The organism is Thermovirga sp. (genome assembly GCF_017656375.1).
In the GTDB taxonomy this organism is placed as follows: Bacteria; Synergistota; Synergistia; order Synergistales; family Thermovirgaceae; genus Thermovirga.
Map to the genome: position 1 here is coordinate 165,256 of NZ_JACDOB010000001.1, position 14,373 is coordinate 179,628.

General features: G+C 41.3%; 17 protein-coding genes and 1 tRNA gene. 7 read left to right on the forward strand and 11 right to left on the reverse strand.

Annotated features, from left to right (window positions below; genetic code table 11):
- The 8 genes from fabD to H0Z23_RS00905 all read right to left on the reverse strand — a co-directional run bounded on the left by fabD (window position 1) and on the right by H0Z23_RS00905 (window position 6,670).
- Window positions 1-948, reverse strand: a complete 948-nt coding sequence (gene fabD, locus H0Z23_RS00870; RefSeq protein WP_296866864.1) for an ACP S-malonyltransferase — start codon at window positions 946-948, stop codon at window positions 1-3.
- A gap of 16 nt (window positions 949-964) precedes the next feature.
- Window positions 965-1,915 carry an enoyl-[acyl-carrier-protein] reductase FabK gene (gene fabK / locus H0Z23_RS00875; protein ID WP_296866865.1) on the reverse strand — a complete coding sequence of 317 codons (951 nt, stop codon included), beginning with the start codon at window positions 1,913-1,915 and terminating at the stop codon, window positions 965-967.
- Window positions 1,916-1,925: 10 nt separating this feature from the next.
- Complete coding sequence (locus H0Z23_RS00880) at window positions 1,926-2,918, reverse strand: beta-ketoacyl-ACP synthase III (protein WP_296866867.1); 993 nt, start codon at window positions 2,916-2,918, stop codon at window positions 1,926-1,928.
- 1 nt (window position 2,919) lies between these two features.
- A complete protein-coding gene (gene plsX / locus H0Z23_RS00885) occupies window positions 2,920-3,918 on the reverse strand; it encodes a phosphate acyltransferase PlsX (RefSeq protein WP_296866870.1) in 999 nt (332 codons plus the stop codon).
- A gap of 2 nt (window positions 3,919-3,920) precedes the next feature.
- Entirely contained in the window at window positions 3,921-4,529 is a 609-nt protein-coding gene (fapR, locus tag H0Z23_RS00890) for a transcription factor FapR (protein WP_296866871.1), read from the reverse strand.
- 131 nt (window positions 4,530-4,660) lie between these two features.
- The gene (gene rpmF, locus H0Z23_RS00895) at window positions 4,661-4,867 is read right to left on the reverse strand and encodes a 50S ribosomal protein L32 (RefSeq protein ID WP_296866873.1); all 207 of its coding nucleotides are present in this window, start codon (window positions 4,865-4,867) and stop codon (window positions 4,661-4,663) included.
- Window positions 4,868-4,889: 22 nt separating this feature from the next.
- A complete protein-coding gene (locus tag H0Z23_RS00900) occupies window positions 4,890-5,456 on the reverse strand; it encodes a DUF177 domain-containing protein (RefSeq protein ID WP_296866875.1) in 567 nt (188 codons plus the stop codon).
- 20 nt (window positions 5,457-5,476) lie between these two features.
- Entirely contained in the window at window positions 5,477-6,670 is a 1,194-nt protein-coding gene (locus tag H0Z23_RS00905; RefSeq protein WP_296866877.1) for an acetate kinase, read from the reverse strand.
- 93 nt (window positions 6,671-6,763) lie between these two features.
- Here H0Z23_RS00905 and H0Z23_RS00910 point away from each other — a divergent pair, with 93 nt between their 5' ends.
- Window positions 6,764-7,975 carry a nucleotidyltransferase family protein gene (locus tag H0Z23_RS00910; protein ID WP_296866880.1) on the forward strand — a complete coding sequence of 404 codons (1,212 nt, stop codon included), beginning with the start codon at window positions 6,764-6,766 and terminating at the stop codon, window positions 7,973-7,975.
- Here the strand turns inward: H0Z23_RS00910 and coaD are convergent.
- From coaD to trmB, 3 genes are all read right to left on the reverse strand, one after another.
- The gene (gene coaD / locus H0Z23_RS00915) at window positions 7,959-8,462 is read right to left on the reverse strand and encodes a pantetheine-phosphate adenylyltransferase (RefSeq protein WP_296866881.1); all 504 of its coding nucleotides are present in this window, start codon (window positions 8,460-8,462) and stop codon (window positions 7,959-7,961) included. The genes H0Z23_RS00910 and coaD overlap by 17 nt on opposite strands.
- On the reverse strand, window positions 8,462-8,986 hold the full coding sequence (locus H0Z23_RS00920) for an RsmD family RNA methyltransferase (protein ID WP_296866883.1): 525 nt from the start codon (window positions 8,984-8,986) through the stop codon (window positions 8,462-8,464). Before H0Z23_RS00920 ends, coaD begins: the two co-directional genes overlap by 1 nt.
- An 83-nt stretch (window positions 8,987-9,069) precedes the next feature.
- A complete protein-coding gene (trmB, locus tag H0Z23_RS00925; protein WP_296866885.1) occupies window positions 9,070-10,005 on the reverse strand; it encodes a tRNA (guanosine(46)-N7)-methyltransferase TrmB in 936 nt (311 codons plus the stop codon).
- Between the two features lie 274 nt (window positions 10,006-10,279).
- Here trmB and H0Z23_RS00930 point away from each other — a divergent pair, with 274 nt between their 5' ends.
- The 6 genes from H0Z23_RS00930 to rsmA all read left to right on the forward strand — a co-directional run bounded on the left by H0Z23_RS00930 (window position 10,280) and on the right by rsmA (window position 14,333).
- The gene (locus H0Z23_RS00930) at window positions 10,280-10,852 is read left to right on the forward strand and encodes a 2-oxoacid:acceptor oxidoreductase family protein (RefSeq protein ID WP_296866886.1); all 573 of its coding nucleotides are present in this window, start codon (window positions 10,280-10,282) and stop codon (window positions 10,850-10,852) included.
- The gene (locus H0Z23_RS00935) at window positions 10,849-11,136 is read left to right on the forward strand and encodes a 4Fe-4S binding protein (RefSeq protein ID WP_296866887.1); all 288 of its coding nucleotides are present in this window, start codon (window positions 10,849-10,851) and stop codon (window positions 11,134-11,136) included. Before H0Z23_RS00930 ends, H0Z23_RS00935 begins: the two co-directional genes overlap by 4 nt.
- Window positions 11,137-11,165: 29 nt before the next feature.
- Window positions 11,166-12,332 (forward strand): pyruvate ferredoxin oxidoreductase, encoded by a 1,167-nt coding sequence (porA, locus tag H0Z23_RS00940; protein WP_296866888.1) that lies wholly within the window; start codon window positions 11,166-11,168, stop codon window positions 12,330-12,332.
- Between the two features lie 18 nt (window positions 12,333-12,350).
- The gene (locus H0Z23_RS00945; protein WP_296866889.1) at window positions 12,351-13,292 is read left to right on the forward strand and encodes a thiamine pyrophosphate-dependent enzyme; all 942 of its coding nucleotides are present in this window, start codon (window positions 12,351-12,353) and stop codon (window positions 13,290-13,292) included.
- Window positions 13,293-13,358: 66 nt separating this feature from the next.
- Window positions 13,359-13,436: transfer RNA gene (locus tag H0Z23_RS00950), tRNA-Pro, on the forward strand.
- Between the two features lie 90 nt (window positions 13,437-13,526).
- The gene (gene rsmA / locus H0Z23_RS00955; protein ID WP_296866891.1) at window positions 13,527-14,333 is read left to right on the forward strand and encodes a 16S rRNA (adenine(1518)-N(6)/adenine(1519)-N(6))-dimethyltransferase RsmA; all 807 of its coding nucleotides are present in this window, start codon (window positions 13,527-13,529) and stop codon (window positions 14,331-14,333) included.
- Window positions 14,334-14,373: the final 40 nt, after the last annotated feature.

Below are 14,373 nucleotides of genomic sequence, written 5' to 3' on the forward strand. Positions count from 1 at the left end.
CTATTCCTCCAAAGATATGAATTCCTTGAGCATTGGGACATCATCCGGAGTTCTTATCGCTACAGTTTTTGCCCCTTTAATAGTCCTTTTCACAAGACCACTAAGGACAGCTCCTGGTCCTATTTCTACAAAAGAGTTGACTCCCATTTCTGCCATTTTTTTGACAGAAGCGCTCCACAAAACTGGCATAAAAGTTTGTTTGTACAAGGAATCCTGGATTTTTTCCACATCATCTTCTGTCTCCGCAGACACATTTGCGACCAGAGGCCATTTAGGGCTTAACCATGTGTATTTTTCAAACTCTTTCCTGAGCTTTTCAGCAACAGGCTTCATCAATGAACAATGAAAAGGTGCACTTACTTTGAGGAGGATAGCCCGCCTAGCACCCCGCTCCTTGGCAATTTTTATAGCCTTTTCTATAGCCTCTTTTTCTCCTGAAATCACTATCTGGCCTGGATCGTTGTAATTAGCTGCTTCACAGACACCAACACTAGAGATATCCTTACATATATCATTAATTGTTTCCTTATCCAGGCCTAATATAGCAGCCATAGCCCCTCTACCAAGAGGTACAGCTTCCTGCATCAGTTTCCCTCTCACATGGACTAATCTTACACCATCTCCCAAAGTCAAGGTACCTGCAGCTACAAGAGCTGTGTATTCCCCCAAGCTGTGACCTGCAACACATTTAGGTTCAAGTTTAATTCCCATTTCTTTCCTTAATGTTTCAAATATTGCAATGCTAAGCGTCATTATAGCGGGTTGGGCATTCTCCGTTTTTTTCAACTCTTCCTCAGGTCCCTCTAGGATTATTTTGCTCAATTTGTATCCTAAAGATTCATCAACAAGGTCAAAAACTTCCCTAGCTACACCAAATTTGTCCAAAAACTCTTTACCCATTCCCACTTCTTGAGAACCCTGTCCTGGGAAAATAACGCTATATGCCATTTGACTCACCTCAAATTTACTCAAAAAGATTCTTTTTTATCTGACCCAAAACTCCTTCAGCACCGTCAAGCATTTCTTTTATTATCTCCCTAGCAGTCTTGACTTCTTTAATTAAAGCAGCAGACTGCCCGGCCATCACAGAACCCCATTCAGTATCTCCATCCACAACTGCGGCCCTAAGTTTTCCGGCCCCAAGTTTCTCCAATTCTTCAGCCGATACATTAACTCTTTCCATTTCCTCGAAGCGCTTTGTTAGCTTATTGCGTATGCACCTGACTGGATGGCCCGTGGGTCTTCCTGTTACAACTGTATCCCTGTCTTTAGCCCCTAAAATTTCCATTTTATATTTATTATGAGCATTAGATTCTGCACATACCGCAAAACGGGTCCCAACCTGGACACCTTCTGCGCCTAGCGCAAAAGCAGCGACAAGCCCCCGAGAATCAGCAATTCCTCCTGCGGCTATGACAGGAATTTTAACCGAATCAGCAATTACAGGGATTAGCACCATGGTTGTAATATCCCCTATGTGCCCTCCTGCCTCCATGCCTTCTGCTATAACTGCATCGGCTCCTTGCTTTTCTACTCTCCTTGCATGGGCTGAAGAAGCAATTACAGGTATCACTTTTATGCCAAGGGGCTTAAGGCGATCTATAACCTTACCGGGGCTACCTGCTCCTGTAGTCACAACAGGCACTTTATTTTCAGCCACAACCTCTATGGCGTCTTCTGCTGTCGAGGACATTAGCATTATATTCACACCAAAGGGCTTATTCGTCTTTTCTTTTATTTTTTTTATCTCCTTGTCCAGCAGCTCTGGGGGCATACTTCCTGCTGCTATCACGCCAAGACCACCAGCATTACTTACAGCTGCTGCCAAATCTGCATCTGCCACCCAGGCCATTCCTCCTTGAATTATTGGAAACTCTGTCCCTAGGATCTTCTTTACTCTATTTTTTTCAAACATGCATGTCACCTCACAGGCTAAAGATCACCGCTCCATATGTCATCCCTGCACCAAAGCTCGTAATAAGGACTTTATCACCCTTTTTAATCCTTCCATCCTTTATTGCATCGTGGAACGCCAAAAAAACGGAAGCAGCAGATGTATTACCGTATTTATCCAGATTTATAACCGCCTTTTCTTTTGGCTGTTTTGTCCTCTTTAATACCCCTTCTATGATCCTCATATTTGCCTGATGAAAAATCCACCAATCAATTTCTTCCGATGACAGTTGGGCTTTTTCGCAAACTTCATCTAAAAAAGACGGCAGCACTTTGTTAACAAACTTAAACACTTCGTTACCTTTCATTTGCACAAAATGCTCTCTGTTATCTACGGTCTCATGCGACGCCGGCCTTTCTACCAATCCAGCTGGCAACTTGATAAAATCAGATTTACTTCCATCAGCTCTAAGTTCCGCTGCAAAAAGACAACCTCCACCTTTTCCGGCCGATATAACCATTGCACCGGCTCCGTCCCCAAAAAGCACGCAAGTGTTACGATCTGACCAATCTATGATCCTAGAAAGAACTTCCGCTCCTATTACCAGAACGTTCTTCCACATGCCACTTCCGATACCGGCAAAAGCCATACTTAAAGCATATACACAACCTGTGCATCCAGCCTGAATATCACAAGCTCCAGCATTTACAGCACCCAACAAATTTTGCACCTTTGGCGCTACCCCAGGGAAAATAGTGTCAGGAGAATTGGTGGCAACTAGTATCATATCAATTTCTTCCGCTTTTAGCCCAGCATCTTCAATAGCTTCCAACCCGGCTTTATAAGCCAAATCACTAGTCAATTCCCCTTCAGAAATTCTTCTTTCCTTTATACCTGTTCGGGTGGTAATCCACTCATCGGTAGTATCAACCACTTTTTCTAAATCAAAGTTACTCAATACCCTTTCAGGCACATATTTCCCTGTTCCCAGGATCCTAACAGGTATTCCCAATCTATCAGACAATTTACATACCCCCCTCGGAGAGCTCCTCCACTATCTTTCCTACACCATTTTTGACCACAAAGTTCCTTGCAACTCCTATAGCACTTTTTATAGCTTCTGACTTGGATCTCCCATGGGCTTTTATAATTGCCCCATTCACTCCAAGCAGCGGAGTCCCTCCTGTTTTTTCATAATTAAATCTTGCCCATAAATCTTTCAGCATGGGTATCATAAAGGCCATTCCCACCTTCGACCAAAACCGCTTCTCAAGTTCCTCCTTAAACAGCGAATATATAGCACCACCCGTACCCTCTATAAACTTAAGAAGCACGTTACCTGTAAGGCCTTCACAAACTACAACATCAACACTGCCAATTGGTATGTCATGCCCTTCCACATTGCCCACAAAATTCACCGGAGCATTTTTAATCAGTTTTCGCGCTTCCTGTATCAACTCATCTCCTTTACTCTCTTCCTCTCCGTTAGAGAGAAGAGCAACAGAAGGTTCAACAACCCCCTGTATAGTCCTCATATAGACATCTCCCATTAATGCAAATTGATAAAGGTTTATAGGCTTGCATCTCACTGTGGCACCGACATCTATCAACATAGTTACCCTGTTTAGGGCTGGGAGTGGAACCCCCAACCCAGGCCTATCAATACCCTGAATTCGACCTACTATAAGGACCCCGCCTGCTACTATAGCTCCAGTGTTACCTGCAGATACACAACCTACTGCTTCTTTAGACTTAACCATCTGCATGGCTACATGCAAACTAGATTTTTTTCGCTTTCTTATAGATAAAGCAGGAGATTCACCCATGCTGATTACTTCTTCTGCGGGCACTATGTGCAACTTTGTGCCAACCAGGCCTGAATTTTCCACATATGGCAATATGGCCTCTGGAATTCCAACCAAAGCCAATTCTAAGTCATCATGCTCATGACAAGCTTCTATCGCCCCTTTACATATTTCTTCAGGGGCATGGTCTCCTCCCATTGCATCTATTGCTATTAACACCTTTACCCGCTCCTTCTCTCCGTCATCAAATCTAAGTCTTTATTGTCCTTGCCCACTACTGTAATAAACCGCCCCACAAATATTTCTTTTTCTCCAACCCTGGTTCTCACACTTACTAAATATTTGTTTCCTTTCCTGGTTCCGACTTTTGCCCTTGCTACTAATCTTTCGCCAACTTGCGCAGGTTGTTTATATTTAACCCGTGCTGCACCTGTAAAAACCATATCTTCATCTATTACCGCAATAGCTAATGAACTAGCTTGTGAATATATGTAATGATCCGAAACTAATTCTGTATGCCTAAAAGCCATCTCTCTAGTAGTTATTAAGGTAGATACAGCAAACTTATTGGGCTCCAGCTCAACAAGTTCCCCTATAACTTCCTCTCTCTTTAACGACCTCAGTTTGGATACGGCACGCTGCGCCATGGTTTTAATCCTTTCTCTTACTTCCGGAATCCCAAGTAGCGCCCTATCCAACCTTACTGTACTTATACTAACTCCTAAGAGTTTGGCTAACTCCTCATCTGTAAGCATGGGGTCCATCTCAAGTTCTGTCTTTATTCTTTTGTGCCTTGCTTCTCTATTTAATCTTGCTTGTTTTCTCCCCATGGCACCTTCCTCGTTAACACCAAGTGTTATGACCTGCTATTATCATGAGGTAAGTATAACGTAGAGGAAGACTCAGGTCAACACATAAAAAAAGGGGCCTACGGCCCCCTTTTTTTATGTTTATCCAAAAATTATTCGCTAGTCTCTTCATTTTCTCCTTTTACTTTTGCCACCTTGCGCCCCTTGTAATATCCACATTCCGGACACGCTCTATGAGTTTGAATCATCTCTCCACATTGAGAACAAACGGCTACGGAAGGTTCTTTCATTGCTCCAAGCCATTGAGCCTTTCTTTTATGTGTCCTTGCATGTGAAGTTTTCCTTTTAGGTACGGCCATCTCTTTTCCCTCCCTCCCTGAATTATTCTTCCATATCTTTCCATAACTTTGAAAGAGGAGATAGGCGAGGATCAACTTGTTTTTTGAAACAGTCACAATTCCCTTTGTTCAAGTTCATACCACAATAAGGACACAAACCCTTACAAGCTTCATCGCACAAAACTTTCTCGGGCAATGCCATCACTAAGCACTCCCAAACTTGATCCCCTAAATCAAGCAGACCTAAATCTTCTTCAATGACAACCACATGTTCATCCGATTCTATCGCGATCCGCTCCTCCTCCGAGACACACGGAGTATAAAAATACCTGAAATTTTGTTTCAAATCAAGTGCTACTGTCTCCAAACATCTAGAGCATGGGGCTTCACACCTTGCAACAAGACCTATGTCAGCAATAATCTGATTCTTATTTCTCTGTACTTCGACAAATATCTCTATATTGTTTGAAAACTCAAAGCACACACCATCATAAACGACTACCCCTTCGAAGTAGACACACCAATCATAATGATATATTTTTCCACTCTCTAATTGAGCCGAATGAAGCACAAAACTCCACTCTTTAGGTTTTTCTTCAATGATCGCCAAGCTGTTCCCCTCTTTTATGCTTATTTTGTCAGCTCCAATGTATCCTTGGCTATCACTAATTCTTCATTTGTCGGAACCACCATAGCCACAATTTTGGAGTCCTCTGTAGAAACAACAACTTCCTTACCTCTTGATTTGTTCTTTTCATGATCAATCTTGATTCCAAGGAAATTTAATCCTTCGAGAACCTTTTCTCTTATTATTGAACTATTCTCTCCTATTCCAGCAGTGAAAACCACAACATCTAAGCCATTCATTGCCGCAGCATAAGCCCCTATATGTTTTCTTATGCCATAACAAAGCATATCCAAGGCTAATTTTGCCCTTTCGTTACCTTCCTCTGCAGCCATCTCAACATCCCTTAGGTCACTGCTAATACCGGAAATGCCTAAAATACCGCTTTCTTTATGAAGGATATGGCTCATAAGCTTTGTATCCAATTTCTCTTTTTCCATCAAATATAAAACTACTGTGGGATCAAGTTCACCGCAGCGGGTTCCCATTATGACTCCTGGAACAGTTCCAAAACCTAAGCTGGTGTCCACAGATTTTCCGCGATCCACGGCAGTTATAGAACTTCCGTTACCAAGATGGCAAGTCACTATCTTGAGATCTTCTACAGGCTTACCAAGAATTTCAGCAGCACGGTACGCAACATAATAATGGCTTGTTCCATGGAAACCGTATCTTCTTGTTTTATATTCTTCATAATAATGATAAGGGATACCATACATGTATGCGTGCTTAGGCATAGTTTGGTGGAAAGCAGTGTCGAAAACTGCAACCTGTGGAGTCTCAGGCAATAGATCCATCATGGCCTTTATGCCCATCAAATTTGCTGGGTTGTGCAAGGGAGCCAAAGGAACACATTCTTCAATTGCATCCAAAACTTCCTTGTTCACTACAACCGAGCTGGAAAACTTCTCTCCGCCATGAACAACACGGTGTCCAACAGCATGCAATTCTTCAAGGCTGTCAAGCACCCCGTGATCTTTATCTAGGAGGGCATCCAATGTAACTTTTATGCCCACTTTGTGGTCTGGTATAGGAACATTCTTGACAACTGCTTCCTGGCCTGTCTTGGTATGTTTTATTCTTGAGCCATCTATGCCTATTCTTTCCACCAATCCCTTAGCTAAAACAGCTTCAGTAGTCATATCAAAAAGTTGATACTTAAGAGAAGAACTGCCGCAATTGATAACAAGAACTTTCATATTATCATCCTCCTTAAAAATAAGTGCTAGTATAGTATAAACGTTTTATTTGTTTCTGTGCTTATTATGATTCTACACAGAAAGGGGCAAATTATGAGTTTTAATCATATCTTAGGTATCATTGCCGAATACAATCCCTTTCATAATGGTCATTTATATCATATCCAAGAAGCTATACGCCAATCTTCTGCAAGCGCAATAATAATAGCTCTTTCTTCTCATTTTGTACAAAGGGGAGAACCTTCTTTTATAGATAAATGGAGCCGCACTGAAGCTGCCCTAAAAGCCGGAGTTGACCTTGTCATTGAAATACCATCGGCATTTTCTTGCCAAAATGCTGGAATATTCGCTTCTTCAGGTGTTGACATCCTGTGGAAAACAGGGATAGTTACTCATATTTCTTTTGGAATGGAAAATCCCAAAACTGAACTAAAAAAATTAGCCACCCTACTAGTAGAAGAACCAGCAATATTTAAAGAAACTCTACAAAGAAAACTAAAAGAAGGCTTTTCTTTTGTAGAATCAATGGCATTTGCTTTTGAAAAAACCTTACCAGGCTCTTACAACATCATAAGAAATCCTAACAACATATTGGCTCTAAACTACATGAAGCGCATTTTAGAAAAAAAATACCCCTTAACAATCGTTCCAATACAAAGAATAGGGAACCCTTATCACAGCAAAGAGATTTCCTTTTTTGCAAGCGCTACTGCAATTCGGGATTCTATCCACAAGGGAGACAGCCACATATTAAAACTGCTGCCCCAGTTTAGCTCAGACATAATAGCCAGAGAAATAGAGAAAGGAAGATGCTTTAACTCATATGAATATTACTGGAGAATATTAAGAGCCACCATATTAAGAACTCCTCCTGAAGAATTACTCCAATTTTCAGACATATCCGAGGGAGCGGAAAATCTCATATATGAATCTGCCAAAAAAGCAAAAACTTTTCGGGAAATGTTGAATTTGTGCACCAGCAAAAGATACCCAAGAAGCAGGATACAAAGGCAATTACTCCATGTCCTTCTTGGCTTCAAAAGAAAAATATACAAACAAACACAAAAAGAAGGAATACCATATCTGAGAGTTTTAGGCATGAACAAAAAAGGCAGGCTGCTTCTACGAAAAATGCGCAACACTGCCAAGCTTCCTATAGTTTTCAGGCCCAGATATTTCGAAGACGATTACTCTAGGTCGATAGCCAACTTTGAGTTTAGTGCCTCAGAATTATGGGAGACTCTTATACCTAATCAAGGCAACCTTAAAGAAAAAAACACTCCTCCGGTCAGGATCCTTGAATAATGTCCTTTGGAGGGAACCTCTCTCTCAATCTCCTAAAGACACCAGGAGGCACCATATCTTTTATAGAGCCGCCAAAATGGAATACTTCTTTAACAACCCGACTGGATAAATAAGAGTACTTAGCATCCGTCACTATAAAAAAGGTTTCTATTTCCGGAGCTAGCTGCCTATTCATCAATGCTAATTGAAATTCATATTCAAAATCCGACAAAGCCCTCAAACCTCTTATAATTACTCTACTTCTCTCTGCCCTCATGAAATCCACAAGCAAACCGTCAAAAGACTTTACCTTAACGTTCGGCAAATGACTCAATGCCTCTCTTGTCATTGATTCTCTTTCTTCAATGCTAAAGGTATACTTCTTGTTTTTATTTATCAAAACTCCAACAACTAACTCATCGAAAATTGATGCAGCCCTTTCTGCAATATAGATATGGCCGTTTGTTATAGGATCAAAAGATCCTGGATACATTGCCTTTATAGCCATTAATCCAACACCTCGTTCTTTTTAAAAAAAGATATGCACGTTTCCCCGTACCGCCTGGTGCTCTCTAAAACCAAGCCACCACTCATTGCAGGGACAAGTTCTCTTGAAGAATGCTCTACAACCAAATACCCATCCTTTCTCAATAATTTATCCAAAGAAGCAGACAAATCAACAAGCAAGACTCTCAACCACCCTTTATTATACGGCGGATCTGCAAAAATGATGTCAAATGCATATCCCTCTCTAGCTAGCCTTGGCAGTGCTCTTCTCACGTCCATGCCTATAATTTCGACTTCGTCTTGGTTGATATCACACAAATCATCTCTTAGTTTTCTAAGGGCTGATTTGTGATTCTCGACCAGAAAAACTTTATTTGCTCCTCGTTTAAGTGCTTCTTTGGATACTTTACCAGTCCCAGCGAATAAATCTAGAAAATCAGCGTCCACGATAAAGGGCCCAAGTATATTAAACATACCCTGCATGACTTTATCAGATGTTGGCCTTACATTCATGTTTTTTCCCATATGCAACTAAAACCCTATTTCGCAATTTTTATATAGCATGTTACAGTACCCACTGCATAATAATTTATTCAAAAGCTCAAAATTTACTTCAAAGTACTATTACTTTTCAAGAAACCACATAAATCCTCCAAAGCTCCTTTAACAGATGGAGTCGCAAAAGCCTTGACAGCCGGGTCGACCTTGACCAGTAAATCATCTTTCCTAGGTATAAGCCTAAAGTAAATTTGCTGATAGAAATCTCCATCACTTACGGCAACCTCCAAAAGCAATATTCTATCACTACTCTCGAAACAATCACCGAAGCGCCATCGTGATGGCCCATTTGCCCCACAAATGCCTTTTATTTTAGATAAAACATCACGAGTAAGCCCATTTATTTTGATTACAGCATGCACCTCGTTGCCCTCCTCTATCATTCTATATGTTGTACTCTTTTGCGTTTTTATAAACCTTAACGTATGTATGGTCTTACCTTCTTTTTTCCACTTTCTCTCGTATTTAGTAGATATCTTTCTTGGTTCGTTCAGATTGTGGCACAAGCAATCAAAAATTTTATGGCTCGAAAAAATTTCTTTTATTTCTATAGCATAATTCTCATCGTCTGTTACAACCTCAAAAATTCCCCCAATCTTTAACACAGAAGCTAAAACGTCAGGGAAATCCCCAGAAGTAACTCTTCTTTTCTCATGCTTCGTCTTGGGCCAAGGACACGGAAAATTCATGTAAATATGATCTATAGTTTCATCTAAAAAACACTCTCTTAACAAAAACTTTGCGTCTCCTAGCATCAAATAAACTTTTTCCCCTTTATTTTTCAACTTCTTTGAAGCTTTTTGGATACACTTCTTGGAAACTTCTATACCAAAACACACAAAATCCATATGCTCATCTGCAAGAAAAGCTAAAAATTCTCCATTGCCAAAACCTATCTCCACCATTATTTTTTTGTCTTCATTTTCCCTTAATACCATAGAAACATCGCTATATGGATCAAGAAGCACATGATCTGCAAGCATCATAAAATACTTCCTCCTCTTATGTACCCTATAAGCTACAGTAAGTATAAATAACTTGACTAATATAGGTTTGTCCATACAATATACAGTGTGACACATCAGAAGTTTCGTACTTATATACATCATTGCATGCACATGGTACGCCATACGTTAAGTAAAAAATTAGAGATTCTCATCACGCTATGTTTTTACCATATTTGTACTATGCTTGGAAGTTTCCTAGAGAAAGAGAAAAATTCTGGGTGTCTACAGAAAAACCCAAGGAGGCGATATGCGGATGTCGAAAGTTATAGAAATAAGATGGCACGGCCGAGGTGGCCAAGGCGCAAAAACTGGTTCAGCCCTCCTGTCAGAAGTTCTATTCGAATCTGGGAAATATACGCAAGCATTCCCTGAATATGGAGCGGAAAGACAAGGAGCACCTATGAAGGCCTACAACCGAATATCTGACAGTAAAATACGCATTAGGTCCGGAGTCCTTAACCCAGATATAGTAGTGGTCATTGATCCTACCTTGCTTGATGTCTCGAATCCAACCGAAGGAGCCAAAGAAGATACGGTTTTCGTTATAAACACCCCCGACAAACCGGAAGAAATGAAGGAAAAGCTTAATCTGCCTGAAACGACAAAGGTTTTAACGGTGGACGCAACAAAAATAACTTTGGAAGAATTTGGCCAAAACAGACCCAATACGCCAATACTTGGAGCTTTGGCTAGACTTTTTGAAGAAGTGCCCATTGAAATGTTCCTGGAACATTTCAAGACTAAAATGGCAAAACTACCTGAAAACGTACTAAGCGCAAACTTAAAAGCCATCAAAAGAGGTTATGAGGAGGTGCAAATAGGATGAAACTCAAAGGATGGAAGGACCTACCTCCGGCAACAGTTGTTCCAGCTTCTACAGCTGAAGAAGTAGAAACGGGACAGTGGAGAAGCATGCGTCCTGTATGGGATGAAAGCAAGTGCATCCACTGTCTTCAGTGCTGGATCCAGTGCCCAGACAGATCAATAAAAACAGACGAAGAAGGTAAAGTCACGGGAATAGATTATTTCTATTGTAAGGGCTGTGGAATTTGTGCAAAAGTTTGCCCAAAAGACGCTATCGAAATGCGTCCTGAAGCCGATTTTATCTAACTGCGGCGCAGAAAAGGAGTGAGTATAAGATGGCACGAAGAGATATAACTAGCGGCAATTGGGCTGCAGCAGAGGCAATGAGGCAAATAAACCCCGATGTGGTTGCTGCTTATCCCATTACCCCATCTACAGATATCCCTATGAAATTCTCCGAATTTGTCGCTGATGGTTTAGTGGACACCAATTTAGTAACCGTCGAAAGTGAGCATTCCGCCATAAGTGCATGTTTGGCTGCTTCAATCTCGGGAGCAAGAGTTATGACAGCATCAAGTGCTAATGGCGTAGCTTTGATGCATGAAATATTTCCCATTGCAGCGGCTTATAGGGCCCCTATAGTTTTTGCTTTGGTAAACCGAAGCATTGGAGCCCCTATCAACATCCACTGTGATCATAGCGACAGCATGGCCGAAAGAGATATGGGCTGGATACATTTGTATTGTGAGGACGCACAAGAAGTCTACGATTCCATGATAATGAGTGTAAGGATAGCTGAGCATAAAGACGTACTTCTCCCCGTCTTCGTATGCCAAGATGGATTCATAACCAGTCACTGTTTTGAGCCAATAGAATTTTTGGAAGACGAGGAAGTCAAAAACTTTATTGGGGAAAGAGACCCAATGTTCCCATTGCTAGATGTGGACAACCCTGTAGCATATGGTTCATTGGCTTTGACCGATTACTACTTTGAGATTAAACGTCAGCAAATTGAGGCAATGAAAAACGTAAGAAAAGTGTACGAAGAAATTTCAGAAGAATTCTACAAGTTGACAGGACGCAAATATCCTATTGTCGAAGCCTACAAGACAGAAGATGCAGAATACGTGGCAGTAATAATGTCTTCCGCTACGGGTGCTGTAAAAGAAGCCGTAGACAAATTGAGAGCTGAAGGACACAAGGTCGGGTGTTTGAGAGTTAGAATGTTTAGGCCTTTCCCCTGGAAAGATATCGCGGAAATTCTAACGGGCAAGAAAGGCATTGCCGTTTTGGACAGGGCCGCCAGTATCGGAGCTGGAGCTCCTCTATTTACCGAAGTGAAGGGAGCACTTTACGACAGTGGAACTATAGTCCCCACAAACAGCTATGTTTATGGCCTAGGTGGAAGGGACTTCTTCCTTCACGATGCTGAGAAGGCATTCACAGATCTAATAAACGGCGATTTTAGCCCCGAGGAACGTTACCTCGGTTTGAGGGAATAATCAGGAGGTGCCGTAGCTATGGCTGTCAGATTAAAAGATTTAACCACCAAAGATACACCAATGACCAGAGGACATAGAATGTGTCCTGGATGTGGAGCGCCTACAGCAGTTCGTCAGGGCCTCCTGGCAGTGGACAAACCAGTTGTAATCACTTGTGCTACTGGTTGCTTAGAAGTTTCCACCACTATTTACCCCTACAACGCTTGGAATGTTCCTTTCTTGCATTGTGCTTTTGAAAACGCCGGAGCCAATATCTCAGGCATCGAAGCAGCATATGTAGCCTTAAAAAAGAAAGGCAAAATAAACAAAGACATTAAATTTGTTGCCTTCGGTGGAGATGGAGGCACTTATGATATTGGCCTACAGGCATTATCTGGAGCCGCTGAGCGCGGACACGATTTCACTTATATCTGTTACAACAACCAAGCATATATGAACACCGGGGCCCAAAGAAGTAGCGCTACTCCTACAGGTGCAAGTGCCACAACTGCCCCGGCTGGAAAGAAAATTCCGGGTAAAGTACAGCGCGCAAAGGATTTAACAGACATAATGGCTGCACATCATATTCCCTACGTGGCACAAACAACATTGCACAACCCTCAAGATGTCATAGAAAAGGTTAAAAAGGCTATAGAGACACCTGGACCATCTTTCGTGAATATATTGGTTCCTTGTGTTCTTTTCTGGCGTATAGATCCAGCTATACAAAGAGATATATGTAAATTAGCTGCGGATACAAGAATTTGGCCTATCTACGAGGTAATAGATGGACAATGGAAGTTGTCATACAAACCCAAAAGCTTTGTGCCAGTTGAAGAGTTTTTGAAACCTCAGGGGAGATTTAGGCACTTATTTAAGGGAGATGCGTGGAAACATGTGGTAGAACAGCTCCAGCAAGAAGTAGAAGAAAAGTGGGCCTATGTGCTGGAACGCTGCAAAGAAACCTGGGAGCCTAAATAAAACCTAGAAATTTAAAGATTGAGTCTTGACCAACACTCAAAACAAAGATACAATGTTCGTCGCTGACGGGACGTAGCGCAGTCTGGTAAGCGCACTTGACTGGGGGTCAAGGGGTCGGAGGTTCAAATCCTCTCGTCCCGACCAGAAATCAAAGCGGGAGATATTTCTCCCGCTTTTTGTTTATGAACCAGCAAAACTAAAATATAAAGAAGGACGCAGGTGCAACAAACAAGCATGTGGGAACATAAAGCAAACACTAATATAGGTCAAAATTTTCTGATTGATAAAAATATCGTTCAAGCCATATGCGAGGCCTCTGATATAGAATCAAAAGATACTATATTGGAGATAGGCCCTGGGAAGGGCATTTTGACTTTAGCTCTCGCAAGCTCTACGGCTAAACAAATATACGCTATAGAAATTGACGAAAGGCTAAAAGACTTTCTTATACCATTGGAGCAACAATATAACCACCTAAGAATCTTCTGGCAAGACGCGCTGAAATTCGATTATAATGATACTAAGCGAATGTGCCCATACCCTAACAAACTTATAGCCAATATCCCCTATCATATAACGACTCCTCTAATCTGGAAATTACTGGAGGAAGCGGCACCAAACGGATTGAATTTTATGATTCTAATGATTCAGAAAGAAGTAGCAGAACGATTGACAGCTAACATTAGCAGCAAGGAACGTTGCCCTCTAGGTATAACTTTAGAAAAGATGGGACAAGTTAAAATCCTACGAAAAGTATCTCCAAACGTATTTAGGCCTAAACCCAAAGTAGATTCTGTGATAATAAAAATAGAGCTTGTAGAACAGGATTTTCTTCCTAAAAACCCGTCATGGAAAAATCTACTAAAAGCTGCTTTCCACAAAAGACGAAAAACACTCCTAAATAACCTTATTTCTTCTAATTTATTGAAAAAAGAGGAAGTCTTAGCATTGATAAAAGAACTTAATATGAAACCCACCATTAGAGCTGAGGAACTTTCACTTTCTCAATGGTTATCTCTATACGAAAAGGCACGAAGATAGCACCCCTCTGCTTTCCTCGTGCCTTCATTCGACTGCTAAC